Here is a 26043-nt window from a genome sequence, read left to right on the forward strand (position 1 = left end):
TTGGCATTACGATACGAAATTTAGCGTTCCAATCGGTCTTTCGCGGTGGCCCGTCCGAATAAGTGATCGTCAGAAATAATTCGTCAGCGTTAGATCGATGTTGCGTCCACTAGCAAGACCAAGGCGAACCTTGCTACCTGCAGCGCGAAAACCAATGCGTTCGCCAGGAACCGGGTAACCAGCGCTGATTGCGCGGCCATCGACAGTCACAACCACGTCGTTGAGGCGCAAGCCGGCGTGCCAAGCAGGACTCCATGGTGCGACGTGAGAGATAATAAGTTGCTGTTCTTCTCGGCGGCCCGAAATCCCCAGCCTGTCTCTCGGGATTTCGGACGTCAGGATGTGTGGGTCCACCTTCGCGTCCAATGACTTCCCACCCAAACTCAGAACCATGCGAAACGCCTGGAACAGGGGCCATCCTAAAGATATGGGTTCTGCTAGCTTCCAGTTCTCAACTGCCTGAACCGGAACATTATACAACTCGAATGCGCCAATGTTCACGCTCCGAAGTGAAAAAACAACATTGGTGAGGGCGCCTTCCAGACTGATGGAAACCGCTGAAGACTGGCGCCGGTTGTCGAGAAAGCCATGTTCCCGGGCATAATCCGCCGCCATTGTGATGGGTGTGTTGCTACCTGAGTCAAGCAGGGCTCTTTCTCGCGCCCTTCCTTCCAGTGCCAGATCGATCGATGGAAAGGCCGCGCGTTCACCGTGCAGGGCGACTGAAAGATCCGCCTGAAAATCTCGCCTTGCTCCCTTCGAAATCCAACGAATGCGATTCCCGACGAAATCGAAGTCCACATCGACCTTCTGAAGCACATCCCGCCCCACGATCAGGGGGATATGTTGCCGCGAAAGCGCCTCTATTTCCGCCATTCCATAGCTATCTATAACGAAATTGTTCAGAAATGTGCCTGCCAGTTCCATTCGTTCGGTGCGATAGCTGAGACCCGCAACTCTGCGGGTAAAGGATGTCACGGACGCCTCGCCCAGCGGTACAAGGCCCAACTCCCTCGCCAGGCCGTGATGGATAATGGATCGAGAGGTGCCACTGTCGACGAGAGCAGGTATATTCCGATCATTCAGTTTTACCGGTGCGAAGATCATGTGACGATGCAATAGATCCATCGGCTCCCATGCATCATCGATCTCATTTCTCGCTCGTGGCGGAACCGTACTCTTGGAAGTCAATGATGATTTACCAAAAATCCGAAATAAATTCATCACTGACAACTTTATCCTGATATATGGTGTAAATTCTCGTGTAAATTGTTATCGAAAATAAAAGAAGTTTATCACGTTATCTTTTATAAATGTTTGTTAAATTCGTCTTCACAGGCATGTTGAATGTTATGGAATTTTTGCTTCCGATATATCTGCACCTTATAAGTAGATCGCCATCGACACGCTCGGAAAAGCTAGTGCGCATGTTCGGGGGTAGCCGTTGAGTGCCGTTTCCACTTGGAAGCGCTTTGACGATGCCCATAAAGACTTGAAGATCGGTATTGCTAGCGCTCACGAAAATCGACCCCGCTTTAATGGAAACTCCGCCAAACTGCGCCACTTTCTCGGCCTGTGAGAAACTGGCCCGGCAGATTCATCCTTTAATGACGCTGTTCAATTCAGACGTCTTGCGTTGATGTAGAGGGCACTTCCGCATTGCTTCGGCTGTTGTTTGGAGCGTTGGAGAGCTGGTTCCTGTACTTCTCGATTTGAGGAGCTTCGAAAAGTCGCTGAATTTTCAGTTTGAGCACAGGCGTGGGCTAGATCGCTTCTTGAACCCGGTCATGAACTGGAAATGGGGGTTCCCCGTGCTTAGGCGTCGCAATCTGATCGCTAATCAGAATGGCGAATTTAGCACCAGCATAGCAATTGCTCGGCTGATGCCATGCACGCGTGACGACTCTGATCTTGCCATCGATTTCTACCTGCTCTCCTGGAGTAGGAGAGCGCGCAAAATGGAAGCATCCGGCGGGTGTGGCATTCTTATGGTCGCGACCATCGAAAACATCTATTAGCATCTTGCTTCCTCTTCAGTCGACCGAAACAGTTGACGGCGCCCGGGTATCAGCTGCAATATCGACGAATTGATATCCTGTAGTCTACGAATGGCGCCTCTCCAGTGCAGCCGGGATGGAGCGCAAGCCTGCTGTTACAAGCACAAATGCGTCCCTCCCGATCTTTTGTCATCGTCTCAACCTGCTTCCCTGCTTTTCGTTCGGCCTCAGTTGGTCCTTCCTGACCGCAGACTTAAATGAGTCGGAAGCGGGCGGCCAAACGGAATATATGTCAAAGGGTGGGGGAATCTCACGCGTTCTGGCGCCCGTCCTTCGCTGTGTTGACCATTCAATGGTCAATCCGACGACAATGCCGATGCAAACGGCAGCGGTGAACGTCATCGCAGCGATAGAGAGCTCTATGCCAAGAAACCCCCGATCATGAAAATAGAGGATGGCGAACCCTACACCCAGCAGGAAAGAAAGCGTGCCAAGGGCCATGTACAGCTCGAATTTTCTCGCGGGGCGCCCGGGTTTGAATGGTTCAGGGTGTCTCACTGTGCGTTGTACCCAAGCGTCGCTGCTCTTTTAGTGTTGTTGCATGGACGAATGTCTCGCCTTGCGCTCGCATCATCGATCCATTAGCATCTATAAAGCAAATGAATATTATTGCACGTTGGGTGTAAGGAATTTGCTGTATGGACATCAGCGCGGCCCGGACCTTCCTGGAAGTTGTCAAGACAGGCAGCTTTGTTAGCGCGGCGGCCAATCTCCATTTGACTCAAACGGCTATCAGTGCCCGGATCCGGGTGCTGGAGGAGCAGCTCGATCGACCGCTGTTCGTCCGCAACAAGGCAGGTGCCAAACTCACAGATGCTGGAGAGCAGTTCCTGCGATTTGCAACCACCTTGGTTCAGGTTTGGGCGCGGGCGCAACGCGCGGTCGCATTGCCGCCCGGTCGGGAAACGATCGTGACCGTGGGGGTCGAACTTAGTCTATGGAGCCCTCTTTTGCGACACTGGCTGCTTTGGATGCGGCGTGAATGCCCAGAAATAGCCGTAAGTACGCGAATTGATGGCTCGGAGCGACTTATGGAGCAGGTGCAATCAGGTTCGCTGGACGTCGCGGTGCTCTACGCGGCGCCGAGGCGGCCCGGGATCATCGCGGAACTCCTATTTGAAGAGAAGCTGATCCTGGTTCGCACGACACCGACGAACCGGCCTCGCGCGCGCGAGGACCATGTGCAAGTGGATTGGGGCGAGGAATTCGCGGCAAGCCACCAGTCAGCCTTTCCCGACGAAACCAACGCCGTGGTGTCGATCAGCTATGGCCCCTTGGCTCTTGACTATATCTTTGCCACAGGCGGAAGTGGCTATTTCCGCCAGGGTTTCATCCGGTCTTATCTTGACGAGGGGCGTCTCGCGGTCGTCCCGAACAGCCCGGAATTCTCTTACTCCGCCTATGTGGTTCATTCGACTAAGGCCGACCAAGAGGTGATGAACCGCATACGGGCGGGCCTTCGTGAGGCTGCGGCGCTTTCGGTGTGAGAGGTGATCCATGATATCAGACGAGCCTTCTTCTCCGGTTTGCTTCATTTCCGAGGCCGACGACGTCTATATGGGCTATGCTGGCCGTGACGAACTTCTCAAGAACCTTAACGAGTTGCTCGAGGCCGAGCGAGCGGGAGCAAAGGTAGCGCTAGCCAGCAGCAGGATTCCCGCCACGCCTGCGTATTCCGCGCTCATGCTCAGAGTTCGCGCCGATGAAGCGCGCTGGTGCGCGATGCTTGCCGAGCAGATTGGGCGCCTTAAGGCGACACCGTCGCGCAAGACGGGAGCGTTTCGGGAAAAGGCGCTTGCGATAGTTGATCCATATGATCGCCTGAATTTCCTCAATCGTGGCCAAGCCTGGGTCGTTCGAAGGCTGGAAGAGATGTTACCGCGGGTCCGAGATGAGCATCTGCACGGCGCTCTTAAAGAGATGTTGGAAAGCCATAGGAGCAATATCCAGAAAGCGGCCGACCTCCTTGACGCTGACTCGGTCACGCGTTGAGTCCCGAATGACACGCTGATTTCGCCTGCGCGATGCTCCCCAGTGCCGTGAAAAGGCAGGATTTTCGCAGCGGGTCTAATGCTCGGTGAGCCAGAACTTAGGTATCCCGATCACTGCATTGTGGCCTTGAGTGAGCGCTTATCCTGCGTTAGTGGCCATCAAATTTTGCGAATATAAATGCAAGTTAAGGACAGGGAAATTGTAGCATGGACATCGCGATCGCGCGAACCTTTCTCGAGGTTGTGAAGACAGGCAGCTTTGTGGGTGCCGCCGCCAATCTCAATCTCACTCAAACCGCGGTCAGCGCCCGCATCCGGGTTTTGGAGGAACAGCTCGACTGTCCGGTATTCATCCGCAACAAGGCCGGAGCCAAACTGACGCCTGCCGGGGAGCAATTCCTCCGGTTCGCGACGACGCTTGTGCAAGTCTGGGCCCGTGCCAGACGCGCGGTCGCTCTGCCACCAGGACGCGAGACGGTGGTTACCGTGGGAGCGGAGCTCAGCCTCTGGAATCCGCTCCTGCGCCACTGGCTCCTTTGGATGCGGCGCGAATGTTCCGAAATTGCCGTTCGCACACAAATCGATACAGCCGAGAACCTGATGGAGCAGGTCCAAGATGGATCGCTCGATGTCGCGATTCTCTATGCCGCGCCGCATCGGCCCGGTGTGGTGGCCGAGTTGCTGTTTGAGGAAAAGCTAGTGATGGTGAGAACCACACCCACCACTGTTCCTCTGTCGTCGCAAGACCATGTCCAGATTGATTGGGGTGATGAGTTTGCGGCGAGTTTCCAAGCCGCATTCCCCGAGCATCCCAATGCCGTCGTTTCAATCAGCTATGGTCCTTTGGCGTTGGAATACATTCTGGCGACGGGCGGGAGCGGCTATTTCCGAAAAGGCTTCATCCGGTCCTATCTCGAGGAGAACCGGCTTGCCCTGGTCCCCAGCAGCCCAGAGTTCTCTTATTCCGCTTATGCTGTGCACTCCACCAAGGCCGATCCGGGCGTAATGAACCGTATTCGCGAAGGGCTTCGCGTCGCCGCCAAGATCGCTGTTTGATCGCCAAGATTGCCCAGCGAGGCGCTTGGGGTTGAGCAGGCGCGGATGAACGGATTGCGGTACATGTGAGCCCGCTGGGCTGCTATCCTCAGGACGCGGGATTGGTTCGGAAGACAAATCGGTTACGGCCGGTTTCGGCAAGCCGATTTGTACTGCGCGCCTTGAGGAGATCCTGACGCGACAAGATCCCGAGCACCTTGCGGGTTTCGCGATCGACGATGGGAATCCGGCCGATTCCTGTTTCGATGATCAGATCGGCCACGACGCCGCTGGGCGTGTCGGGATAGGCGACGGGTTGTGTTGAATCGGAAATGGCATCGGAGAGCAGGGTCTTCGCGAGGCTGTGGTCGATCTGCCAGCGCAGCGCATCGGTTCGGGACACGAGACCGATCAGCCGCCCCCCGGCATCCACGACCGGATAGCTTCGATGTTCGGCCTGGGTCGTGAAAAAGGTGAGCGTCTGCTCGATCGTCAGGCCGCCGGAGAGCGTCTGCGGATGTGGGGTCATAAGCTGGGCTGCCTGCAGGAGATCGAGCGGATCGACAGTATATTCTTGAAGGATATGGCGTCCGCGCCGCGCGATCTTTTCGGTGAGGATCGACCGGCGCATCAGCAAGACGCTGATTGCGTAGGCGGCTCCGGCGGCGGTGATGGTGTAGGGGATCGCTTCGAAATGCCCGGTGAGTTCGACGGCGAACAGCGCGCCGGTCATCGGCGCGCGCATCGCGCCGCTCATGATACCGGCCATGCCGATCATCGCCCAGAAGCTTGCGTCGCCGGGGAGGAACTGACCGATGAGAAAGCCGGCCGCGCCGCCGAGGATGAGGAGCGGCGCAAGAACGCCGCCTGACGTTCCCGAGCCCAGCGCGACGAGCCAGACCACCGCCTTCACGGCGAGGAGCGCGACGACGACCTTGAGAGCCAGCGAACCCGTCAGCAGCGCTTCGATGCTCGCATAGCCCGCACCCAGGACATGGGCGTCGATCAGGCCGCCCAGACCAACGACGATCGCGCCAATCGCCGGCCACCACATCCAATGGACCGGCAATTTGTGAAACAGATCTTCGATCCGGTACAGCGACGTCGACAGCAGCATCGCCTCGAAGCCGACCAGAAGGCCGATGCCGGCGGCGGCGAGCAGGCTCCAGCCTGAATCGGGCACGGTCGCGGTCATCGGAAACATCGATCCCGAGCCAAGGAAAAGGGGCCGCCATGCCAAAGAAACGATCGTCGCGACGACAACGGGTACGAAGCTGCGCGGTTTCAATTCGAACAGGAGCACCTCGACCGCCAGGAGAATGGCCGCGAGCGGGGTGCCGAAGATCGCGGTCATGCCTGCGGCGGCGCCCGCGACGAGCAGCGTCTTTCGTTCGGCGGCGCTCAGATGGAAACATTGGGCAAAGAGCGACCCTATGGCGCCGCCGGTCATAATGATCGGTCCTTCGGCGCCAAAAGGCCCACCGCTGCCGATGGAAATCGCCGAAGAGAGCGGTTTGAGCAGGGCGACCTTAAGCGAGAGCCGGCTCTCGCCGAACAGGATCGTCTCGATCGCTTCGGGAATGCCATGCCCTCGGATCTTGTCGGACCCAAATCGCGCCATCAATCCGACGAGTAGGCTGCCGATCACCGGGATAACCACTACCAGCAGGCCGACATTGCTGTCCATGATGACCGAATGGGCCGCCGAGAGCCGTCCGAACCAGAACAGGTTGGTTGCAATCGCGATCAGCTTCACGAGCACCCACGCGCCTACCGCGCCGCCGGTTCCCACAACCAAAGCCATGAGCGCCAGCAGCGGCATCCGCAGATCGACGGAATGGTCTGCCAGTTGATGGGTCTCAACGACTCGCGTCGGCGTTAGGGACATAAGCGGGCATAACCTCTTGCTGTTGGAGGGGTCGCATTATATCGTAATGCGATATGATTCAATGCGGAGAATGGTTGTGCGCGCAAAGGACGCATTATTGGCCGATGAAGATTATCGTGCTTTGGCGGCGTTTCGGCATGAGATCCGGCGCTTCCAGGCGTTTAGCGAGGCGCATGCGGGCATGCTCGGGCTGACCCCGCAACAGCATCAGGCCTTGCTTGCTATTCGCGCTGCCAATGCTAACCAGGCGACTGTCGGCTATATCGCCGAGCGGCTGGTCCTGAAGGCGCATAGCGCGACGGGCCTGGTCGACCGCCTCGATGCATTGGGTCTGATCGTCCGGGAGGTGTCACCGGACGATCGTCGTCGTTCGCTCCTGCGGTTGACCGCCAAGGCTTATGACATTCTCGCCTCGCTTTCGACCATGCATCGCGAGGAAATCCGGCGGCTGCGGCCGTTGCTTCTCGAGATATTCGACAAACTCGATTGAACCGGCAGATCGGGTGATACGATCAGGCGGGGAGTGCCGGATCGAAGACAGGCTTGCGCTTTTGAAAAAAAGGCATCGATGCCTTCGGGTCCCTCCGGTCCCGCGAAGCCGATCACCGAGCGCCAGCGAGGCATCGAAGATCGGGGTGGCTTGGCGCAGCCAATGATTCAGCGTGTGTTTTGTCCAGCGCAGCGCGGCGGGCGGACGATCGGCAAGCTGGGCCGCCACTGCCACGGCTTTGCCCTCCACTGCCTCGTCCGGCACCGACATCGAGACGAGACCCATCGCGTCTGCTTCCTCGCCGCTGAATGTATCAGCGACACGAACCAGGGGCCGAGCGCCAGCATGACGTTGCCGAGCAGCAAACCCGTCAGATGACGTCCGTTCCAGTGGGAGGCTGGAACGGTATGGGCATGGAAGCGGAACTCATGCCCGGCAATATAGACGCCACCGAGAGGTTGGGCAGCGGCAATTCGCGCAACGACCCTTGCGCTGCGCGCCGCACGTCCATGAAAAGCCCATACGGTCGAAAGCCTGGTCAGGCATCCTGCTCGAAATGCGGCCCTTGCCCGGCAAGAAATTCCGCGAGGACGACCGCCTGGTTCGCACGCCTATCGTGCGCGCCATAAAGCAGGGTGGTGTCGTGGGCTTTGGCGATGTCACGAAGCTGGTCGACCGCCTCGACATTGGTCTTCAGCTCCGAGCGGTACCGCGTCGCAAACTCGTCGAACCGGGCGGGGTCGTGGCCGAACCATTCCCGCAGTTCCGCTGACGGTGCAATCTCCTTGAGCCAGAGATCGAGGGCCGCCTCTGCCTTGGACACACCTCTGGGCCAAAGCCGGTCGACCAGAACACGAAAGCCGTCACTCGGCAGCGGGGGCTCATAGATGCGCTTGATACGCAGCGTACCCATCAGGTGTCTCCAGGCGGTCTGTGCCCGATCCATGCGGGCGGGTCACTGGCGGGAAAGGACTCGATCGATGCTTCGTCAATGGCGTCGATGACGGTCCCGCTTGCGAGCAGGAGTCGGACCTGGCGGCAGATCTCGATGACGCGATCCGTATTAGCGGGACTTGTGCGATCGTTTTCGTCCGGCATCAGGCGAGTGCGGAAGCGCTCATGGACGACCTCTTCTGCCAGCACTTCGAGCGGACGATCCTCAGCGCGGTGGCGTTGCGCAATGTAGCGGACGGCATCGGCCAGTTCGCCGGGATCGATCGAATGATCACAGTGATGGGTCATTGGACAGCTCCCGTTCTGCTAGGAGAATGGCGATATCGGCCCCGACGCGCATGTCGTCCTCTGTCCCGAACGCATGTTTGCGCAGGCGGCCGCGGCGGTCGATCAGGATCAGCGTCGGCGTCCCCTGCATAGCATAAGCGGACATAGTCTGCGGGATCGGACCCGCAGGTCCAGGGAGATCGACACCGATGGGAAAGGTCAGCTGGAACTCGCGAATGAACACGGCGAGAGCCTGAGGCGTCATGACATCATGATGCTCGAACACCGTATGTATGCCAATGACGGCGAGCTGGGCGGGGTTGAAGGCGCGTGCGATCCGCTGAACTTGTGGGATGCTGGTCGTTACGCAGCCGGGACACAGCATCTGGAAGGCGTGAAGAGCGACGACCTTGCCGCGCAGGTTCTCGATGGCAAGCGGGCTCGAGCTATTGAACCACTGCGCCACGTGCCAGTCCGGGGCGAGCGAGGCGGCTGCGTTTTCCATCGAGATGTCCTTCCATGGTCGGGGGCTATAGTTGGGCCAGATTGAACAAGGTCACCATTCCACCGATAGCGATACCGAAGATCATCAGCATGACACCGGCGATACGCAGGACGTAGGTTATCGGCTCCTCATCCCTGTTCGCTGCGACGAGCGGGGATGTCGGTGGCGGTGGTCGACCTATGAGGCGCCTGACGAACGACTGGCGAAAAGCCATTGAAAAGCCTGTGATCGCTAGGATGACGGCGAAAATATCGACTAAGAATACATATCCGGGCATCGTTCCTGTTCCTTCACTGTCGGGCTGTCGGATCCATCATTCGCTGCAGGCCGAAAGGCCTTCCTCGAGGCCGGCGATCAGATCCCGTTCGGCCTCTAAACCAACGGAAAGCCGTAACAGGCTGTCACTAATGCCTGCGACGGCGCGCGCTTCCTCGCCCATGTCAGCGTGCGTCATCGTAGCCGGATGGGCCACAAGGCTTTCAACGCCGCCGAGCGACTCCGCGAGCGTAAAGAACCGCACGGCGCTGATGAACTTGCGAACGGAGGCAACGCCGGCGTGCAACTCGAAGCTCAGCATCGCGCCGAAGCCGTGCTGCTGCCGCGAGGCAATCGCATGGCTGGGATGCAACGGCAGGCCTGGGTAGTGAACCTTTACCACAGCAGGATGTTTCTCGAGGAAACGGGCAACCGCCATGGCGTTGATCTCCTGCTGCTCCATGCGCGGGAAGAGCGTGCGCAGGCCGCGCAATGTCAGCCACGCATCGAATGGAGCGCCAGCACTTCCGACAACATTCGCCCAATACCGCAGTTGCTCAACCTGCACTGGATCGGCTGCGACTACCGCCCCGCCGATCACGTCTGAATGACCATTGAGATACTTGGTCGTGGAGTGAATTACATAATCCGCACCGAGTTCGATCGGACGCTGGTTGGCGGGCGACAGGAAGGTATTGTCGACAGCAACCGCGGCGCCGGCCGTGTGTGCTTTGCGCGAGAGTGCAGCAATATCGACGACTCGCATTAACGGGTTGCTTGGGGATTCGATCAGAACCAGCGCTGGCGCTTCCTCCAGTGCGGCTTCGAATGCGCCCATGTTAGTTTGATCGACGAATCGCACGCTGCAGTGACCAAGATCTGCACGCGCCTTGAGAAGCCGCATGGTGCCGCCATAGCAGTCATGCGGGGCGAGGATCAGATCGCCTGCCCGGTGCCTGCCGACGAGGAGATCGAGCGCGGACATTCCGCTAGACGTGATGACGGCTCCGCCCCCCCCTTCAAGCTTGGCGAGGGCATCGCCAAGCAGTTCGCGGTTCGGATTTCCGGCGCGACCATAGTCATAGATGCGCGGTTCGTCATACCCGGCGAACTCGTAGGTGCTCGAGAGGTAGAGCGGCGGCGCCACGGCGCCGAATGCGGTATCGCTGGCCACACCATAGGCGGCGGTGATGGTCTGCGGCCGCGGAAGGCCGTCTGTGGGTTCAGTCATTGAAAAAGCGCCCTGCGGTTACCTCGCGGACGATGCCGGCGCGAATAGTGAAATCTCCAAAATGCTCGCCGGGCTGTCGCTCGCGGGCATAGCGGGCGAGGGCTTCAGCCAGCACCTCCAGGATCGTCGCTTCTCCGACATTCTCCCGGACCATGCGGTTCAGGCGCTCGCCATGGAAACCACCGCCAAGATAGAGATTATACTTGCCGGGCGCCCGTCCTGTCAGCCCGATCTCGGCGATATAGGGCCGCGAGCAGCCGTTCGGGCAACCGCTCATGCGCACCGTGATCGGTTCGTCGGAAAGGCCGCTTTCGGCGAGGATTTCCTCGATCTTGTCGAGCAGCGATGGCAAATAGCGCTCGCTTTCCGCCATCGCGAGGCCGCAGGTCGGTAGGGCGACGCAGGCGATCGCATTGCGCCGCAGGATCGAGAAGTGATCGATGTCCGGAAAGTGCTCGGCCAGGATGGCATCGATCGCCGCGCGATCCTCCGCCTGTACGCCGGCGACGATGAGGTTCTGGTTGGCTGTCAGTCGGAAAGTCCCGCGATGGACGCGGGCGATATCCCGAAGCGCGTCGAGCAGCTTGAGATTGAGGCGTCCGTTCTCGATGATGAGTGTGCGATGGTGGCGACCGTCAGGGGTTATGTTCCAGCCATAGCTGTCGCCGTTCGATGTGAACTCGAAGGCGCGCGCGCTTTCGAACGGGACGTCCATGCGCTGCTCGATCTCGGCCTTGATCCAGTCGAGACCCTTGTCGTCGATCGTATATTTGAAGCGCGCGCGCTGGCGATCCTTGCGGTCACCATAGTCGCGCTGGACGGCCATGACCGCATCGGCACAGGCAATGACGCGGTCGGCGGACACGAATCCAATTATGCTGGCGAGCCGCGGATAGGTCTCTGGAGCCTGATCGGTGCGGCCCATCCCGCCGCCGATCGCCACGTTGAACCCGGCCAGTCCCTCTTTGTCGGCAATCGCGATGAACCCGAGATCCTGGGCATAGACATCGATGTCATTAGAGGGCGGCAATGCGAAGCCGATCTTGAATTTTCGCGGGAGATAGGTTCGGCCGTAGAAGGGTTCTTCAGGCTCTGAAGTGGCGACCCGCTCGGTGCCGTACCAGATCTCGTGATAGGCTCGGGTCTTGGGAATGACATGATCACTGACGCTCTTCGCTAGGGTGGCGACCTCCGCATGGAAGCGTGAGCTTTGCGGATCGACCGTGCACATCACACCTCGGCTGTCGTCGCCGCACGCTGCGATCGTGTCGAGCAACGTGTCGTGCAATCCTTGAATGATGGGGCGCAGACTGTCCTTCAGGACCCAATGGAACTGAAAGGTCTGGCGGGTGGTGATGCGTAGCGTTTCGCCACCGTGCGCCCGTGCGAGCTCGTCGAGCTTGAGCCATTGCGCGGGCGTGCAGACTCCGCCCGGTAGTCGGACCCGGATCATGAACTGATAGGCCGGCTCGAGTTTCTGACGTCGGCGTTCGTCGCGCAGGTCCCGATCGTCCTGCTGGTAGATCCCGTGAAACTTCATCAGCTTTACATCATCGGCAGAGGGAACCGCACCGGTGATCTGGTCGAGCAGGCCACCGGCAATGGTGCCGCGCAGGTAGTCGCTGCGGTCCTTCATGCTCTCGTCCGGACCAAGCCGTTCGAGTGGCTGCGACAGGTCGCGCGTTCGGTCGATGACAGTCGCGTCGGTCATTTCAAGCCCCTTCAATAAACATCTCGCTGGTAGCGACGGTCGGCCTGGAGAGAGCGGACATAGTCCTCCGCTGCCTCGCGTCCGGTATGCGCTTCATGTGCCACGATATCGATCAGGGCTTCGTGGACGTCCGGTGCGAGATTGGCGGCATCGCCGCAGACATAAACATGCGCACCCTCTTCCAGCCAGGCGAAGATGTCGCGGCTCTGCGCCCTCATCCGGTGCTGCACATAGACTTTGTCGGCGCGGTCGCGCGAGAAGGCGACGTCCATGCGCGTCAGCATGCCGTCCTTGAGCCAGTCCTGCCATTCGCTTTGATAGAGAAAATCGGTGCGAAAGTTCCGCTCGCCGAAGAACAGCCAACTCTTACCAGAAGCGGCCTTCGCCTCGCGATCCTGCAGGAAAGCCCGGTAGGGCGCGACCCCGGTACCGGCTCCGATCATCAGGATCGGCGCATCGGTTGCCGGGAGCCTGAAATGCTGGTTGCTCTGGATGTAAACCGGCAGAACGGTGTCGATATCCGCGCGGTCTGCAAGGAGGCCGGAGGCAACCCCGCTGCGGGGTGTGCCGTGAAGGGTGTATCGCAGCGGCGCGACCGTGAGATGCGCTTCGTCGGGTGCTGCGCTCAGGCTCGACGCTAGCGAATAAAGCCGTGGCTGGAGTGGCCTCAAAGCCGAAACGAAGCTTTGTGGCTTGATGTGCCGCACGGGAAAGCGGCGGACGATGTCAATTAGGTGATGCGTGCGCAGGAACACCGAACGCTCGCCGGCGCGGTCCTCCTCCTGCAGTTGCTTGAGTAGCGCGACATCACTGACGAGCGTCCAATAGTCGAGGAAACGCGGCGTTGCAGCCGTTACTTCGAAGCGATAGGTAAGGGCCTCGCCGAGGGAGCATTGGTTGCCTTTGATCTCGAGATCGATCTCCGGCGCAAGTCCGAGGGCGTCCAGCAGTTCGGCTACGACAGCGGGATCGTTTGGGGTGGCGATGCCGAGTGCGTCGCCTGGTTCATAGGTGAGGCCCGACCCTGCAAGCGAGAATTCGACATGCCGGGTTTCCTTAGTGGAGCCGCGGCCAACAATAGCGACGTTCTCGATGATCGTGGCCGGAAAAGGATTGCGCTTGTCATGGACAGGCGCTGGAGCGCTAGCGGAAGAGCTAAGTGGGGCCGCGCTCGGCGGGTGATTCATTACTACGTCGGTCGCGAGTGCATCTGCAATCGACGCGATCCAGTCTTGAGCAGGTTCCTCATAGTCCACATCGCAATCAACGCGGGCGGCAAGGCGCTGAGCACCGAGTTCCTCGAAACGCTGATCGAGGCGCTTTCCAGCATGACAAAAATATTCATAGGTTGAATCGCCAAGTGCCAGCACGGCGAAGCGCACGCCTTCGAGTTTCGGCGCCTTGCGACCCTCGGCAAATTCGAAAAAGCCAGTTGCAGGTTGAGGCGGTTCGCCTTCGCCATAAGTGCTGACGATGATCAGTAAATCCTGCTCCTGGGCGAGCTGCCGAATTTTATAGTCGGCCATGTCTTGGAGATTGCAGTTCAGCCCTCTTTGCTTAATGGTGGCGTCGAGCATTCGGGCGAGTTCGGCGGCGTTACCGGTTTCGGTGCCATAGAGAATGGTGAGCGTGCGCGCCGCGGTAAACGACGCCGGCTGCGAAGGGGGCAATCGCAATCCGGCGTCGAGTCCGGCGAAATAGCCGCTGAGCCAACGTATCTGCATTGCGTCGAGTGACCACGTCAGTCCTTCGACCTGTCGCCATTGTTCCAGGGGCAGGGGATTCCCTGAAAGCTCAGATGCAGACATTCATTTGGTTCCTCGGCGCAACTTCCTGTTTTGGCGTCCATTTGATCCATCGGATCATCCTGTGCGCGTTCGCTGGGAAGCGTCTTTCGCTCAGGAACTCACTGTGGTCTGTCACCACAGATAAGGCAAATGATGATTATTGGTAATTCAGCGCAAATATATTGCTGCATCTGGCGTGAATGGTCTCGTGGAGGGAGCGGGTTTGACGCTCATCTTTTTAGATCAGGATAGAGCAAATAAGTTGCTGCTAATGTACAATAGCATTCGCTTGTCTGCCTTCAAATTTGGTCCATTATGAATGCGGCACCGTTGCATGACACGCGCAGTCAGATTGACCTTGTAAGTGGATGTTGGCGCGGATGTTCGGAGGAGCTGTGATGGCTTGGACCAATATTCTCGTACCGGTGTTAGGTACCTCCGAAGACGCTCAATCGCTCTCCGTGGCAAAGGCGCTCGCTGCGCCGTTCGATGCCACCCTCTCCGTAGTGTTTGCTGCACCATCACCGAGCAGTTTGTTCAACTGGGTTATGGAGGGCGGGGTTAGTGTGACGGACGTTGCCATAACGGCGATCGAGGAGGAGACGGCTCGCGCGCGCATTCGCTGCCGCGATCTTCTGGCGGACTTGGATTATCCCCAGACCATGTTTGAGCAGGTGACCACGGACGACTGGCTAGGGCTGAGGTCCGCCACCCGTTTGGCTGACGTCGTGATCTGGGATCGATCGGCTGCGGGGGGCGATGGCTTCTTTGCTGGCGCATTCCAGCAGATTCTGCTTGACGAACGCCGGCCCGCCTTCCTCGCTGACAAACCACCCGTCATGGGTGGGACGATCGCGGTCGCATGGGACGGCGGACGGGAAGCCTCGCGCGCCCTGCGGCGTTCGGTTCCGCTGCTCAAACAGGCCGATCGTGTGATCCTGGTGATAGTGCCTCATGGGATGGGGCGATCGTGCGATGGTGTGCGCGCAATCCGATATCTTAAAGATCAGGGTATTCGCGCCGATACGCAAGTCGTGTATACGCCGGGCGATGCCAGCTCGGCAATTGTCGATGCAGTCACGAAGATGGATGCGAATATCCTAGTCGCTGGTGCCTTTGGGCACCCACGACTCCACCGATTCATCTTCGGCGGCACGACGCAGTATCTGCTGGAAAGCAAGCGTCGCCCGCCATTATTTCTGTCGCACTGAGGGGGGGCATCACCTGCACTCACACATCTGCTAATAGCCAGAAGCTGCTATTTTTCGGCATCGATGGATGGGGCTGCGCTCTATGTCCACCGTCGAATGGTGTCGGGATCAAGTCGAGCATATATCGTAGTTCGAATTAAATATGTGAGTAGGTGTCGTTCTGCCCGAAAGGAGGAGGAAATGGCAAACCGAGATCCGCGTCTCGAGACGGTTGCAGGGCGATGCTCATGTTGACCGCCGTTCTCAAGTCTCTTGGTTTGTTTGCCGGAAGTATTGTAGCAACCGTTGGCGATTTGTTGGACCGGTTATATGTCGTTCCGCTTGGTTCGGCATCCCCAATGGGACGCTCGCCGCCGTGATGATGCTGCTCCTGTTCTTCCCGAATAGTTTCCAGGAACAGCGAGTTGGTGTGAACCGCCATCACATTCGCCAGCGTCGCGACGGTTGCACTTCGCTTGGTGGGAGTGACACGCCGACACCAAGGAAGTCTGCGCCCGATCGATTCGCGGGTGGGAAGAATTTTCAAACTCGGCCAGAGAGGAGAAGATCATGTCGCTCAATCCGCTTCGCCTGAGATATCCCGTACTCATTAGGTGCATGGGCGAAGGCAGGCGCCCCAGTGTCCGCGAGGTCAAATCGGTCGCAAAGCGCATTTTGCGCGAAGCATTTCCGGAGCGCGAAGCACGTCGGCAGAGCGACACGCGGCTTTATCGAAACATGCTGCGCATGGCCCGCGCCATCTTGGGATCGGAACCCGATAAACAGTGAACGGGAGCGGGTGGTATGATTACCAGTTCGGCTGTATGCGTGCTCCTCATCACCTGCGGCTTGGTTCTAGAACGCATTGTCCCCCAAAATCGGGCCGCCCACAACGAGCGCGAACATCACCGATTGTGATCTGCGGCTCCTTTGTAACGTTCGCATCCGTCTGGAGACGGCCTGCATGGACTTCGCGCGGGAGCAGGACAAATCCCTTGTCGAGATGTCGCAGATCGCGCGACGATCCATCAGGTGATCACCGCGTCGATCAGTTACGCATCTTCCTGATCCAACTTTCTCGCATTCAGGACAAGCGAAAGCGGAAGGGGGCACGCCGGCTACCCACGATGGCAGATCCAGATCAATCCCGTCATAAGCATGAGAGCGACTGCGGCGGTCGTCCACCAGCGTCGATTGGCAGGCTCAGTGAGCGCGAACATCACGGAATAGAGCATGACGACAGCCAAGATGACCAGCCATCCTAAGATCTCATCAAGGTGAAGGTCCAGCAGGTAAAAGCCGTGCGGCCCGGATTGAGCATGGGTCATGTGCCCTTCATCGGTGCTCTGCTGCTGCCAGGTCGTGAAGCCGCGTGACCATGGTTGCCATGATGCGGCGTACCGGGACCGGAGCGCCTAGCCTAGGATCGCACCACAGGTCTGCATAAAGGTCCGCATAGGTGCGGAGAAAGGCCAATTTGTCACGTTTGAGGGACAGGTCTTCGCCTTCGATTAATGCATCGACGGCATTCGCAGCGGCCATCACGGGCAATCCCGAACGCGGTAAATCTGCCATGACGACACGGCGCTGGGCTTCAATCGCAAAGCTCGGAAGACCCGTTTTGAACAATTGAATCATGTCCTCCCTCAGGTCCGTTCCTTCAAGCTGGCCCGCTCGCCTGAAGGCCAGCGCGAGCAACTGGTCATCAGCCAGCGGCGACAATTCCAGCCTTTCAATCCTGCTCAAGCCATCGTCCTCTAAGCGCTTTGCGATCAGGATACCCGAGGGCAGGCGCAACACATCATGTGCGCGCCGCGCAGCCTGATCGATCAGGCCGAGCAGGAGGCCAGCCTGGCACGCGGTATTACTTGACAATTTCTTCTCCCGGATGGGCTCAAACTGAAGATTCACGCCGCTGATGGCGGATCAGGGTTCGCTTCATCCTGGATAGGTGGGGAGGGTCTGCGTCGGGACGCGAAGGGCACGACAACCCTGTCATCCGAGGTCTGCGTCTTCTCGTTGCGCATCTCGGCTTTCGCGGAATCCACGTTTTGTCGATCGCTATTCATGTAATGCTCCTGGCGGCGAGCACCGCCTCCATTTACCTGTGGGAGAGTTGTGGCCCCGAGCCCCTCAATGGACTCGGGGAAGCTAGCCTCGGAGCTGGCGGCCCGCGTGGTGCGTCAAGCGCTCGATGAATACGACATTAGACATAGCACCGCTCAGGATGGACCAAATGACGTGAATGTCAATCCGCCGGCTGGCCTGATCTTGATAAACACTGCTGGGATACCAATGTCCTTGCCATGAGCAGCTTTCTTTCCCGACGCTCTCGTGAGCTTCACGCCGGCAGCATCGTCGCAGGCTCCTGAGCCCCGGCCTGTGCTGGCCTTCGCTGGTATGACCGGGGCCCACTCTGTCCCTTGATGTAAAGCCGCCCGCTGCTCGTTCCTCTCAACCGACCTGCCGCCGACGGCACAGACCGGAGGTAAGAATGTCGGACTCTTTTGTTGTTGAAGCCAATCGCCGCGTTGTAGGCATCGCGATCCGATGTCGTGGTGGCTATAAGTTTCATGCCTCAGAGCCGGAGTTCCGGCCACTCGAGAAGCGGACATACCGTCGCGCAAAAAGCCTAGCGCACAGCGTGGGGGAGTTTGCCCGGACGCTGTTAGAAGCGAGCGGTTCAAATAGGCGCCTTCTCCATTGACTGCACCTCTTTGGTCACGGCTTCGTCGGAGCTGCGTGCTTGTGCATTCGGCTCCGGCTCACCGACGGGCTTCCATGTCACAGTCCAGATCGAATGTGGCCGCCCATCCATCCCGAAGGGCAAACGCCGCCACGGACGTCGGGTGACCGCCAGCCTACCGCATGTTCGGCTTGCGCGCGGGCCTAAACCACCGGACTTGCCAAGATGGGCCGCGTCAGAACCCGCCACTGCAAAGGCTGATCGGATCGGGCGCACGCATGAAGGAGACAATATGGCTCTCCGACGACAAGCGAAAATGGCTGCGGCCATTGAAAATCGAGACCCGGCAACCACCGCTCTTCGCTGATCGGTTATCCTGAAGGCAGCACGCTCTGCCATCAAGCGTGTGCTTTGCCACTCGGCAGGGGGTACCCGCCATCGCCGCCGACCAGTGCAATCAAGGCGTTTTCCGTCGGATATTGCGCCACCAGCACCTGTCCCCCCGCTACCGCGCTGATCGGCTGGGCCGCCGCGCGGGATATGCAAAAGATGGTGCCGTGCCAAAGATTTTCGTATTCCAGAAGGAATCGGGCCAAACGGCGTCCAGCTTTTGGGGAATGCACCAGAACGCCATCGAGCCAGGGGAGCGCGGCACCAACTGGACGGAGCGTGTCGCTTGGCACGTCCAGACTTTCGTAAACGGGGATATGCCGCGCGGCAAATCCTTGGCTGACAAGTTTGCAAGTAAGGTCGCCGGCAGGTTCGGCAGCGCCAAGATGAACGACGGACGATCCTCGTGCCACACGGGATGCGAGGAGATCCTGTAGATCGCTGACGTTGCCATCGGCTGAGGTGACGTTGCGATAGCCTGCATCTCGTGCCGTCCGCGCGGTTCGTTGGCCCACGGCAAAAACCCGCACCTCAGCCATTTCCGGATCAAAGTGATAATTAGTGACGCCGTGCGTGCTAGTAAAGACTAGGGCGTCCGGCATCTTGGAGAGGGGGGCATAGGACACTGGCCGAATGTTGAGAACCGGCGCGATCAGCGGTTTGTGCCCGGCAGAGCGCAAATGATGACCCGTTAGGAAAGCATAGGGCGAGGACCGGGTAACCCAGAGAAACTGCGACGACATGTTCGGCTCCCGACAACGAATAGCGCGAGACAATCGTGGGGGGGGGGGGGCGTCCCGCACGAAATATGCACCGACGGCAGCAGCCGGTTAGGCAGCCTGGCTGAGCGGCGCGGCAAGATCCCAGTAGACGTCCCCCCAAGCTGCACAGAGATGGTCAGTTGCATCGGCTCCTAGCACATCCTGGAAAACTGGCTTTAGAACGTCTCCGGCAATCGCATAGCCTGAACGATGCATGTTGAAGCTGCCGAGCTGATCGGAAAGTCGTTCCTTGGCATCCGGGGCACCGATATTGCACGCGATGTCGCGAACAAATGTTGCGATGTTTGCAACACAGTGGGATTTCAAAGCCGCGTCTTCGTCATGGGTTGCGTTCGCCTCAGCAGATCTTTGCTTTAGTTGGTTGTAAATACCGAGTGCGATTTCATGGGCGGCATAAGTCACGAGGTGTGCGGAGTCGATGATTGTCGCGATGGTAGCTTCATTAAATTGTTTCACGATAGGCTCCTCACGGGCACCGCGCCGAAAAGCATCGGCGGTGGCATCCTCGAAAAGACGGAGAAAAGAGACGATGCTGGCCCTGACGGTACGCCGTCAGGGCGAATTAGCGCGCTAGCGCGCTGCTGCCGCGATGGAAGGTTTGACGGAAGCTGTGAACATCCTGAGCCATGCTCACACCATAGCGTTGCGCGTTTCGATAGACAAGGCGGTGAATCGTCCGCAGGTCGACCATGCTAGATGATTCCCTGCAGGTTGACGATCAAGTCCTCGAGTTCTTCCTCGCCGGTCCGAGTTATCGCCTGCTGCGTTGAACCATCGCAATCGCCGTTCGGATCGCTCCGGTCAGCTTGCAATTGCTTTACGAGCCGTATGGGAAAGACCCTTAACTCAGAAGACTCGTCACCCGCTCCCGGTCGCTTGCCATAGTGCGAAGCCATGGTGTCGGCATGAGGGTTGATGACTGCTCCTCAAGGGCTTCGATTGCGGCCGCCTGAGACATCCATGCCCCGGATGGCCAGCCTTTGGGGCGACCCACCGGGTTCGCCCCGACATAGTGAAGGATTTCAACTTCGCTGCCGCCGTCCACACGCATAGGTGAATCGGGAAATTAAGGTGCGGTCGGCTGATGTTAGGGACGAAATTCAAAGATCTTCAATCATTCGACAGTCTAGCGCGGCCCAAGCTTTCGAAAGAATGATAGCTCGAACAAAAACTGAAAGGCGTGCGAAATTCCCAGAACCCACATCGGAGGGCGTTCAACTAGCTACGTGCCTGAACGCGCGCTTAACTCTCTCGTCATTGTGGTCGGCGAACCCGTGTTAGCGCCGCGCTTGACTTACGCAGAATATATGGCATCATTTAACCATCATGAAAAATCACCGTACCATGCGAGCAGTTTTGCCAAAAAAGAAACCCATCTTCGGCTTTTGAGCCCTATTCGGCGGTCGCGCCGATTAGGGCATCGCATGATTTACTGCCGATCCAAGATTTAAATTCGGTACAAGTAAATTGGCTTCAATACGAAGTGCAGGTCGTTTTTCAACATTCTTGCTATCTCTCTCGTCGGTTAACGTGATGTGCGCGTTGCGCCGGTTGCCGGGGCGATAGCCGAGCAGGCCTCTCTTATGACGTTCGTCCCGTATTTCAGGATTCCCCCCGAACCAGTTTCTCAGCCCTGATCGAACGGCTGTGTTCGATCAGGTGCGTAAATGGGACAATCACCGTGAAGTGATCATGGTAAGGAGCATAGTCATGGGTAAGAAGAAAATGTCTGGGAACCGCGAGCCCCGCAAGCCGAAAAAAGAGAAGCTTCAGGAAGCGTCCGCAAGCACTGTCAGCAATGTTTTGAATGGAGAAAAGGCGTCAGCAAAGACGGCAAATTAATAGCCTCATTCCATTCGTTCCATTCCAAGAAAGGAGGAGCATATGTCTGCTCGTTTTCTCGGGCGATTGAAGGCGGCTCATGACAGGATCAGCAAACAGATCGAGTCCGAGAGCAGAGTTCTGCAGCCTGATGAGGCTCGGTTAAGCAAGTTGAAGAAGATCAAACTTTCGCTGAAGGATCGCATGACTCGCATCTCCGGGAGTCTGCCCACCTGACACGAGGCGAAGGCGGGCGACCATGTCGCCTGCCTTCGCATATCATATTCGATGGCGCCTGCCAGTGCGCCTGTTGGCGCCGTCACTCGGTGCACCCACACGGGAGCGCTCGGTCCTGCGCCGAAGTTGGCGTTCGCTACGTGGAGAGCGCCATGAGCAAGGCTGCCCGTCCGTTCAGATCACAAGTCATCAGAGTTCTTCACCGACCATTGGCACGCCTATTTACTTCCTGGCGTGTTGCATGGCCGGAACTAGTCCGACCTACAAATGCGGTCTCGGTAAATTCGAACCCCACAACGCCTAATTCCCTGTAGATAGCGTCTTATAATGTTACGTTTCAGAACCCTACCGAATATGTGAAGTCATCGAGCCGAATTATCATCGTTATCAGGCACGCACGCAGTCATGTGGGCATGTTATCGTTACCAAGTGCGTAAAAAAGCCCTTCGATCTGGCTAGGATCGGTCGCGAGTTCCGCGAGCGAATAGCGATCGAGGACAGAAAGGAAAGCTCCCAAGGCTTCCTTCAGGACTCCGGTCAACCGACAGGCTGGCGCGACGATACAACTCCCGCAGTCCACAAGATCGAATCCTCCTTCGGTGTGTCGCACTAATTCGCCAAGATTGATGTCGGCTGGATTTCTCCCGAGCCGGATCCCTCCTCCGCGTCCCCTGAGGGTTTCGATATAGCCCGTTCGCGCTAAATCGTTCACGACCTTCATCAGGTGGTTCTGCGATATGTTATAGGCTTGGGCCACCTCCGCGATCGACGACAGGCGGTCGGGTCGTGCAGCGAGATAGAGCAACACGCGCATGGAATAGTCGGTGAACAGCGTCAGCTTCATAACCGATTCGGCCCGTTCCCAGTCATGCCGAGATAATAGGTATTCTTGTTGCATCTTTCAAATGCGGCTTATAGATATATTTGGAATGCATGATTGGAGCATGAGTCGTGAATGACGTCTCACCTATCGATGAAGCCGATTTGGCAGGCCTAGTTGAAGCTTTCTATGCTCGTGTCCGGACTGACACCCAACTTGGCCCGGTTTTCAACGATGCCGTGAATGACTGGCCGGAACATCTGGAGAAATTGACCGCCTTTTGGTCGTCGGTGATGCTCGCGAGTGGACGCTACAAAGGTCAGCCCGTTGCCGCCCATCTAAGTCACAAGGCACGGATTTCTCCGGAACTTTTCGATCGGTGGCTTTCAATTTGGCGGCAGACAACGAATGAGATGATGGACGCGGACGCTGCCGCGGCCCTTCAAGCCAAGGCGGCACAGATCGCTGAGAGTTTGCAACTTGCCATATTCTTCCGGCTACCGCGCAATCCTGGGGGAGGAATGGCGGCAGAAAGGACAACGCGCGATGGCTGATATCCAACCTTATCGGTCCACGCCTATCTTCGATCAGGACACACTGCCTGCTGCTCTGCGCGCGCGACATGACACAAAGGCAGGTGTATGGGGGGTGATCCGGGTTCTGGAGGGACGCCTTCAGCTTACCTGTCTGAATCCGTTATCGGAATCTGTCCTGACGTCGGACAACCCGGGCATAGTAATGCCCCAGCAGCCACATTTCGTGACGCCTCTCGGCGCCATGAGAATGCAGATCGATTTCTATGATCAGGCTCCGTTTTCCTGACTATTTCCCCCCTTAAAGTAAACCGCAGCAAAGGAGATATCGATGTCGCAGCCTCTCAGCGAGCAGACCATTGCCCTTGTCAAAGCCACGGTACCCGCCTTGGAAGCCCACGGTCTCGACATCGTGCACGAGATGTATTCGCGCATGTTCGAGAACCCGCAGATTCGCGACCTGTTCAATCAGTCGCATCATGGCGATGCCGGTTCTCAGCCCCGGGCGCTGACGGGAGCCATTCTGGCCTATGCCAGCAACATCGACAACCTCGGCGCGCTCGCGCCTGCCGTCGAGCGGATCGCGCAGAAGCACGTGGGCTTGCAGATCCTGCCGGAACATTATCCCCATGTGGCTGAAGCATTGTTGGGTGCAATAAAGGCGGTGCTCGGCGACGCGGCGACGGACGATATTCTTGGCGCTTGGGGAGAGGCATATTGGTTTCTTGCCAATATCCTGATCGCCCGCGAAGGACGCGTCTACACTGAGCAGAAGGAGACGATCGGTGGCTGGAATGGCTGGCGCGATTTCCGCGTGGTGGAGGTTGTGCCCGAGAGCAGTGTGATCAAATCGTTCGTGCTGCGTCCCGTTGATGGCAAGCCGGTGATGGCGCACATACCGGGGCAATATCTCACCTTCTGGCTTGAGATACCCGGCCACCCGCCTGTCAAGCGCAACTATTCCATCTCGGCGGCTCCCAATGGCCGGACCTATCGGATTTCGGTCAAGCGCGAGCCACTGGGCCTCGCCTCCGGCTGGCTCCACGACGAAGCGGAAGCCGGAACTATTCTTAAGGTCGCTGCACCTGCCGGCGAATTCTTCCTGGCCGACCACGTCGAACGGCCAGTGGTGCTGCTGTCGGGCGGCGTCGGTCTGACACCGATGGTTGCCATGCTCGAGGCGCTGGTCGCGAGCGGGACGGACATTGCCGTTCATTATATACATGGCACCCACGACCGGGACACGCACGCGATGCGCGATCATGTCCGTGCTGTCGCCGCACGAGGCAAGGCAGTCAAGGTGACGGACTTCCACCAGACACCGCTCGCGGACGAGATCGAAGGCCGCGACTATGATGCGGCTGGTATCATCACCGACGAATGGCTGGTCGCCAACACGCCGGTAGCTGACGCTGATTATTACATCTGCGGACCACGTCCGTTCCTGCGTCATGCCGTCTCGACGCTTTCGCTGGCCGGTGTGGCATCAGCAAGAATCCACTATGAATTCTTCGGTCCCGCTGACGAACTGCTGGCGGCCTGATCGGACGACGATGGACGACATCACCATAGCGCGGGCTGTTCACGTCCTCGCGGTCTTGTTTTGGGCGTCGCATTCGTCACGCTCTTGGTGATGCCGTCCATCGATGGTAGCAATCCATTGGAGGAACGGCTCAGTGCCTCGCACCGGCTGGAGGAGCGCCATGCAGGCGCGATCTGGGTCTCGCTCGCCGGAGGCAGCGGCTTGGATGGCCTATCCTAGTGGTGGATGCATGCCATGACGGGTGTTGGCTCCTCTTCACTGCGATGCTGTTCGTGATCGAGCCGCTGTTTTTGCTGCACCGCATGCGGCGATCCAACAGCCATCAGCCGATTTCACGCGTATGGAGGGAATACATCTACTGCCACTCTCTTCGGGATCATCACCCTGGTTGATGCAGTCGCGGGCGTGGCGATCACGACCGGAATGTCTATCTGGGTCATGTATCGTTTCAACACCAACATGATGCCGACGGCTGCCAAGGTATGAAGCCAACGACCAGATCGCCGGGTTCACTAGGGGATTAACGGCGCCGTCACCACCGCCCAGTCATCAGAAGGGAAAAACCGCGGTGGTCGCCGTGATCGCGACGGCGAAGGTGATGAAGTTCAGCGGTAGCCCGATGCGCACGAAGTCCATATAGCGATAGCCGCCCATTTGATAGACGATAACGTTGGTCTGATAACCGAAGGGCGTTGCGAATGCCGCGCTCGCGGCCATCATCACCGCAACAAGAAAGGGACGGGGGCTTACTCCGAGGCTAGCCGCCAGTGCCACCGCTACCGGCGTGACGAGGACCGCGACGGTGGCGTTGGACAGAAGTTCTGTTAGGATCATCGTCAGCAGGTAGAGGACAATCAGCGCGGCGAGAGGGCTCAGCCCGTTCACGCTCCGGATCAGCATTGCGGAGGCTTCAGCAGCGAGTCCGCTCTGCTCCATGGCGATGCCTATCACCACCATACCGGCTATCAGGATCAGTATCTGCGGCCGCAGACCGCTATAGGCCTCGTCCGCGCTGATGATCCGAAGCAGGATGAGGAGTACGGCGCCGGAAAAGGCCGTTGCCGCGATCGGCGCGACATTGAGGGTCGCCAGCGCCACGGCGGCCACGAACACGGCAAGAGCAATGATAGCCTTGCCCGGTTGAAGCGACCTGGGCTCGGCGAACAGCGAGGGGTCGCCGACCTGCGCGCTGTTGATCCGTGCCTGCTCATTGAGGTCAGCGGGCGCATCGGACTGTTCCGTTTCGTGCCGCCCGCCCAGCAGCTTTCCGCTGAAGAAGAAGAGATAGATGCCGCCGGCGAGTGCCATGGGAATGCCAACTGGCGTGATCTCGAAAATGCCAAATCGCGGCTGGCCCGCCACCCGCGCCATGTCATCGACCAGCAAGTTGGTCGAGGTGCCGATCAGGGTGCAACAGCCGGTCAGGATGGTGATGTAGGATAGCGGTATCAGAAAGCGCTTTGGCGATAGATTGAGGGCCGTCGCGACATCGCGCACTACCGGGGCGCCGAGCACTACGATCGGCGTCGAATTAAGAAAGCAGGACACGGCGCCGATCATCGAGAGCAGCAGCCACACGCCGGCTGTGCCCATGCGCCGACACATGGACACAGCCATCGCGATCGCGCGGTCTAGAAGTCCCGACAGTTCGAGCGCGTAGGCGATCACGAACAGGGAAGCGAGCGTGATGATCGCCGGGCTGGCAAAGGCTCCCTGAACATCCACGGGTCGCACCACGCCACTCATGAGCAGCACGGCAGCGCCGCTGAGCGCTATTATGTCAGCGCGCACTCGGTCCCAGATCAACGCGGAGACCACGCCGGCCAGGACGAGTAACGTCAGGATTTGGTCGAAGTTCATGGCTTTGCCT

27 protein-coding genes and 1 pseudogene are annotated in these 26043 nt (G+C 58.5%); 11 read left to right on the forward strand and 17 right to left on the reverse strand.

Translation table 11 applies throughout. From position 1 onward, the window contains the following. Positions 1 to 69: 69 nt before the first annotated feature. On the reverse strand, positions 70 to 1224 hold the full coding sequence (locus tag SIDU_RS01770; protein ID WP_233431888.1) for an aspartyl protease family protein: 1155 nt from the start codon (positions 1222 to 1224) through the stop codon (positions 70 to 72). Between the two features lie 1471 nt (positions 1225 to 2695). Here SIDU_RS01770 and SIDU_RS01785 point away from each other — a divergent pair. From SIDU_RS01785 to SIDU_RS01795, 3 genes are all read left to right on the forward strand, one after another. After that, complete coding sequence (locus tag SIDU_RS01785; RefSeq protein WP_007683770.1) at positions 2696 to 3544, forward strand: LysR family transcriptional regulator; 849 nt, start codon at positions 2696 to 2698, stop codon at positions 3542 to 3544. A gap of 10 nt (positions 3545 to 3554) precedes the next feature. Further along, positions 3555 to 4049: a DUF6306 domain-containing protein gene (locus tag SIDU_RS01790; protein ID WP_007683772.1), complete on the forward strand. Its 495-nt coding sequence runs from the start codon at positions 3555 to 3557 to the stop codon at positions 4047 to 4049. A 206-nt stretch (positions 4050 to 4255) separates the two neighbouring features. After that, on the forward strand, positions 4256 to 5104 hold the full coding sequence (locus tag SIDU_RS01795; protein ID WP_007683774.1) for a LysR family transcriptional regulator: 849 nt from the start codon (positions 4256 to 4258) through the stop codon (positions 5102 to 5104). An 88-nt stretch (positions 5105 to 5192) separates the two neighbouring features. On the opposite strand, the gene SIDU_RS01800 is transcribed toward SIDU_RS01795, so the two are convergent. Beyond that, positions 5193 to 6971: a chloride channel protein gene (locus SIDU_RS01800; protein WP_007683776.1), complete on the reverse strand. Its 1779-nt coding sequence runs from the start codon at positions 6969 to 6971 to the stop codon at positions 5193 to 5195. A 70-nt stretch (positions 6972 to 7041) separates the two neighbouring features. Here SIDU_RS01800 and SIDU_RS01805 point away from each other — a divergent pair, with 70 nt between their 5' ends. Further along, entirely contained in the window at positions 7042 to 7461 is a 420-nt protein-coding gene (locus SIDU_RS01805; RefSeq protein WP_039979675.1) for a MarR family winged helix-turn-helix transcriptional regulator, read from the forward strand. A gap of 159 nt (positions 7462 to 7620) precedes the next feature. Here the strand turns inward: SIDU_RS01805 and SIDU_RS20320 are convergent. The 8 genes and pseudogenes from SIDU_RS20320 to SIDU_RS01845 all read right to left on the reverse strand — a co-directional run. Then, a pseudogene (locus SIDU_RS20320) lies at positions 7621 to 7851 on the reverse strand (enoyl-CoA hydratase-related protein); the annotation flags it as partial. Between the two features lie 148 nt (positions 7852 to 7999). Further along, entirely contained in the window at positions 8000 to 8374 is a 375-nt protein-coding gene (locus tag SIDU_RS01815; RefSeq protein WP_007683781.1) for a DUF488 domain-containing protein, read from the reverse strand. After that, positions 8374 to 8703, reverse strand: coding sequence for a hypothetical protein (locus SIDU_RS01820; protein ID WP_007683783.1), 330 nt, complete (start codon positions 8701 to 8703; stop codon positions 8374 to 8376). The genes SIDU_RS01815 and SIDU_RS01820 overlap by 1 nt, the downstream gene beginning before the upstream one ends. Continuing rightward, complete coding sequence (locus SIDU_RS01825; RefSeq protein WP_007683785.1) at positions 8687 to 9187, reverse strand: redoxin domain-containing protein; 501 nt, start codon at positions 9185 to 9187, stop codon at positions 8687 to 8689. The genes SIDU_RS01820 and SIDU_RS01825 overlap by 17 nt, the downstream gene beginning before the upstream one ends. A 25-nt stretch (positions 9188 to 9212) precedes the next feature. Next, complete coding sequence (locus tag SIDU_RS01830) at positions 9213 to 9464, reverse strand: hypothetical protein (protein ID WP_007683788.1); 252 nt, start codon at positions 9462 to 9464, stop codon at positions 9213 to 9215. Positions 9465 to 9500: 36 nt separating this feature from the next. Next, entirely contained in the window at positions 9501 to 10673 is a 1173-nt protein-coding gene (gene metB / locus SIDU_RS01835; protein ID WP_007683790.1) for a cystathionine gamma-synthase, read from the reverse strand. Continuing rightward, entirely contained in the window at positions 10666 to 12384 is a 1719-nt protein-coding gene (locus SIDU_RS01840) for an NADPH-dependent assimilatory sulfite reductase hemoprotein subunit (RefSeq protein WP_007683792.1), read from the reverse strand. The genes metB and SIDU_RS01840 overlap by 8 nt, the downstream gene beginning before the upstream one ends. A gap of 11 nt (positions 12385 to 12395) precedes the next feature. Continuing rightward, positions 12396 to 14192 (reverse strand): assimilatory sulfite reductase (NADPH) flavoprotein subunit, encoded by a 1797-nt coding sequence (locus SIDU_RS01845; protein ID WP_050983534.1) that lies wholly within the window; start codon positions 14190 to 14192, stop codon positions 12396 to 12398. 377 nt (positions 14193 to 14569) lie between these two features. On the opposite strand from SIDU_RS01845, the gene SIDU_RS01850 reads away from it, so the two are divergent. Further along, positions 14570 to 15382, forward strand: coding sequence for a universal stress protein (locus SIDU_RS01850; RefSeq protein WP_007683796.1), 813 nt, complete (start codon positions 14570 to 14572; stop codon positions 15380 to 15382). Positions 15383 to 15518: 136 nt separating this feature from the next. Here SIDU_RS01850 and SIDU_RS19155 read toward each other — a convergent pair whose 3' ends face one another. Further along, entirely contained in the window at positions 15519 to 15803 is a 285-nt protein-coding gene (locus SIDU_RS19155; protein ID WP_148663235.1) for a hypothetical protein, read from the reverse strand. 128 nt (positions 15804 to 15931) lie between these two features. On the opposite strand from SIDU_RS19155, the gene SIDU_RS19160 reads away from it, so the two are divergent. After that, positions 15932 to 16150, forward strand: a complete 219-nt coding sequence (locus SIDU_RS19160) for a hypothetical protein (protein WP_148663236.1) — start codon at positions 15932 to 15934, stop codon at positions 16148 to 16150. A gap of 329 nt (positions 16151 to 16479) precedes the next feature. Here the strand turns inward: SIDU_RS19160 and SIDU_RS01855 are convergent, their stop codons facing one another. The 4 genes from SIDU_RS01855 to SIDU_RS01870 all read right to left on the reverse strand — a co-directional run bounded on the left by SIDU_RS01855 (position 16480) and on the right by SIDU_RS01870 (position 19675). Next, on the reverse strand, positions 16480 to 16689 hold the full coding sequence (locus SIDU_RS01855) for a hypothetical protein (protein WP_007683798.1): 210 nt from the start codon (positions 16687 to 16689) through the stop codon (positions 16480 to 16482). Between the two features lie 7 nt (positions 16690 to 16696). Further along, positions 16697 to 17236 (reverse strand): hypothetical protein, encoded by a 540-nt coding sequence (locus tag SIDU_RS01860; protein ID WP_233431860.1) that lies wholly within the window; start codon positions 17234 to 17236, stop codon positions 16697 to 16699. A 1209-nt stretch (positions 17237 to 18445) separates the two neighbouring features. Beyond that, the gene (locus SIDU_RS01865; protein ID WP_007683801.1) at positions 18446 to 19180 is read right to left on the reverse strand and encodes a uroporphyrinogen-III synthase; all 735 of its coding nucleotides are present in this window, start codon (positions 19178 to 19180) and stop codon (positions 18446 to 18448) included. 87 nt (positions 19181 to 19267) lie between these two features. Next, on the reverse strand, positions 19268 to 19675 hold the full coding sequence (locus tag SIDU_RS01870) for a globin family protein (RefSeq protein WP_007683804.1): 408 nt from the start codon (positions 19673 to 19675) through the stop codon (positions 19268 to 19270). A gap of 1254 nt (positions 19676 to 20929) precedes the next feature. On the opposite strand from SIDU_RS01870, the gene SIDU_RS20180 reads away from it, so the two are divergent. Together SIDU_RS20180 and SIDU_RS01880 are read left to right on the forward strand one after the other, a co-directional pair. Further along, a complete protein-coding gene (locus tag SIDU_RS20180; RefSeq protein ID WP_257787145.1) occupies positions 20930 to 21061 on the forward strand; it encodes a hypothetical protein in 132 nt (43 codons plus the stop codon). Positions 21062 to 21103: 42 nt separating this feature from the next. After that, positions 21104 to 21277 carry a DUF465 domain-containing protein gene (locus SIDU_RS01880; RefSeq protein WP_020818173.1) on the forward strand — a complete coding sequence of 58 codons (174 nt, stop codon included), beginning with the start codon at positions 21104 to 21106 and terminating at the stop codon, positions 21275 to 21277. A 403-nt stretch (positions 21278 to 21680) separates the two neighbouring features. Here SIDU_RS01880 and SIDU_RS01885 read toward each other — a convergent pair whose 3' ends face one another. After that, a complete protein-coding gene (locus SIDU_RS01885; RefSeq protein WP_007683806.1) occupies positions 21681 to 22121 on the reverse strand; it encodes an Rrf2 family transcriptional regulator in 441 nt (146 codons plus the stop codon). A 107-nt stretch (positions 22122 to 22228) separates the two neighbouring features. Here SIDU_RS01885 and SIDU_RS01890 point away from each other — a divergent pair, with 107 nt between their 5' ends. The 3 genes from SIDU_RS01890 to hmpA are packed head-to-tail and all read left to right on the forward strand — an operon-like array spanning position 22229 to position 24173. Continuing rightward, entirely contained in the window at positions 22229 to 22651 is a 423-nt protein-coding gene (locus tag SIDU_RS01890) for a group III truncated hemoglobin (protein ID WP_007683807.1), read from the forward strand. Further along, complete coding sequence (locus SIDU_RS01895) at positions 22644 to 22919, forward strand: DUF1971 domain-containing protein (protein ID WP_007683808.1); 276 nt, start codon at positions 22644 to 22646, stop codon at positions 22917 to 22919. The genes SIDU_RS01890 and SIDU_RS01895 overlap by 8 nt, the downstream gene beginning before the upstream one ends. 42 nt (positions 22920 to 22961) lie before the next feature. Next, positions 22962 to 24173, forward strand: coding sequence for an NO-inducible flavohemoprotein (hmpA, locus tag SIDU_RS01900; RefSeq protein ID WP_007683809.1), 1212 nt, complete (start codon positions 22962 to 22964; stop codon positions 24171 to 24173). Between the two features lie 549 nt (positions 24174 to 24722). Here the strand turns inward: hmpA and SIDU_RS01905 are convergent. After that, a complete protein-coding gene (locus tag SIDU_RS01905; RefSeq protein WP_007683810.1) occupies positions 24723 to 26033 on the reverse strand; it encodes an SLC13 family permease in 1311 nt (436 codons plus the stop codon). Positions 26034 to 26043: the final 10 nt, after the last annotated feature.

The organism is Sphingobium indicum B90A (assembly GCF_000264945.2).
In the GTDB taxonomy this organism is placed as follows: Bacteria; Pseudomonadota; Alphaproteobacteria; order Sphingomonadales; family Sphingomonadaceae; genus Sphingobium; species Sphingobium indicum.

Bases quoted from the DNA above. Each gene is read 5' to 3' on its own strand.
- SIDU_RS01770 (WP_233431888.1), bottom strand. From the start codon at position 1,224: ATGAATTTATTTCGGATTTTTGGTAAATCATCATTGACTTCCAAGAGT.
- SIDU_RS01785 (WP_007683770.1), top strand. From the start codon at position 2,696: ATGGACATCAGCGCGGCCCGGACCTTCCTGGAAGTTGTCAAGACAGGC.
- SIDU_RS01790 (WP_007683772.1), top strand. From the start codon at position 3,555: ATGATATCAGACGAGCCTTCTTCTCCGGTTTGCTTCATTTCCGAGGCC.
- SIDU_RS01795 (WP_007683774.1), top strand. From the start codon at position 4,256: ATGGACATCGCGATCGCGCGAACCTTTCTCGAGGTTGTGAAGACAGGC.
- SIDU_RS01800 (WP_007683776.1), bottom strand. From the start codon at position 6,971: ATGTCCCTAACGCCGACGCGAGTCGTTGAGACCCATCAACTGGCAGAC.
- SIDU_RS01805 (WP_039979675.1), top strand. From the start codon at position 7,042: ATGGTTGTGCGCGCAAAGGACGCATTATTGGCCGATGAAGATTATCGT.
- SIDU_RS01815 (WP_007683781.1), bottom strand. From the start codon at position 8,374: ATGGGTACGCTGCGTATCAAGCGCATCTATGAGCCCCCGCTGCCGAGT.
- SIDU_RS01820 (WP_007683783.1), bottom strand. From the start codon at position 8,703: ATGACCCATCACTGTGATCATTCGATCGATCCCGGCGAACTGGCCGAT.
- SIDU_RS01825 (WP_007683785.1), bottom strand. From the start codon at position 9,187: ATGGAAAACGCAGCCGCCTCGCTCGCCCCGGACTGGCACGTGGCGCAG.
- SIDU_RS01830 (WP_007683788.1), bottom strand. From the start codon at position 9,464: ATGCCCGGATATGTATTCTTAGTCGATATTTTCGCCGTCATCCTAGCG.
- metB (WP_007683790.1), bottom strand. From the start codon at position 10,673: ATGACTGAACCCACAGACGGCCTTCCGCGGCCGCAGACCATCACCGCC.
- SIDU_RS01840 (WP_007683792.1), bottom strand. From the start codon at position 12,384: ATGACCGACGCGACTGTCATCGACCGAACGCGCGACCTGTCGCAGCCA.
- SIDU_RS01845 (WP_050983534.1), bottom strand. From the start codon at position 14,192: ATGTCTGCATCTGAGCTTTCAGGGAATCCCCTGCCCCTGGAACAATGG.
- SIDU_RS01850 (WP_007683796.1), top strand. From the start codon at position 14,570: ATGGCTTGGACCAATATTCTCGTACCGGTGTTAGGTACCTCCGAAGAC.
- SIDU_RS19155 (WP_148663235.1), bottom strand. From the start codon at position 15,803: ATGGCGGTTCACACCAACTCGCTGTTCCTGGAAACTATTCGGGAAGAA.
- SIDU_RS19160 (WP_148663236.1), top strand. From the start codon at position 15,932: ATGTCGCTCAATCCGCTTCGCCTGAGATATCCCGTACTCATTAGGTGC.
- SIDU_RS01855 (WP_007683798.1), bottom strand. From the start codon at position 16,689: ATGACCCATGCTCAATCCGGGCCGCACGGCTTTTACCTGCTGGACCTT.
- SIDU_RS01865 (WP_007683801.1), bottom strand. From the start codon at position 19,180: ATGTCGTCGCAGTTTCTCTGGGTTACCCGGTCCTCGCCCTATGCTTTC.
- SIDU_RS20180 (WP_257787145.1), top strand. From the start codon at position 20,930: ATGGGTAAGAAGAAAATGTCTGGGAACCGCGAGCCCCGCAAGCCGAAA.
- SIDU_RS01880 (WP_020818173.1), top strand. From the start codon at position 21,104: ATGTCTGCTCGTTTTCTCGGGCGATTGAAGGCGGCTCATGACAGGATC.
- SIDU_RS01885 (WP_007683806.1), bottom strand. From the start codon at position 22,121: ATGAAGCTGACGCTGTTCACCGACTATTCCATGCGCGTGTTGCTCTAT.
- SIDU_RS01895 (WP_007683808.1), top strand. From the start codon at position 22,644: ATGGCTGATATCCAACCTTATCGGTCCACGCCTATCTTCGATCAGGAC.
- hmpA (WP_007683809.1), top strand. From the start codon at position 22,962: ATGTCGCAGCCTCTCAGCGAGCAGACCATTGCCCTTGTCAAAGCCACG.
- SIDU_RS01905 (WP_007683810.1), bottom strand. From the start codon at position 26,033: ATGAACTTCGACCAAATCCTGACGTTACTCGTCCTGGCCGGCGTGGTC.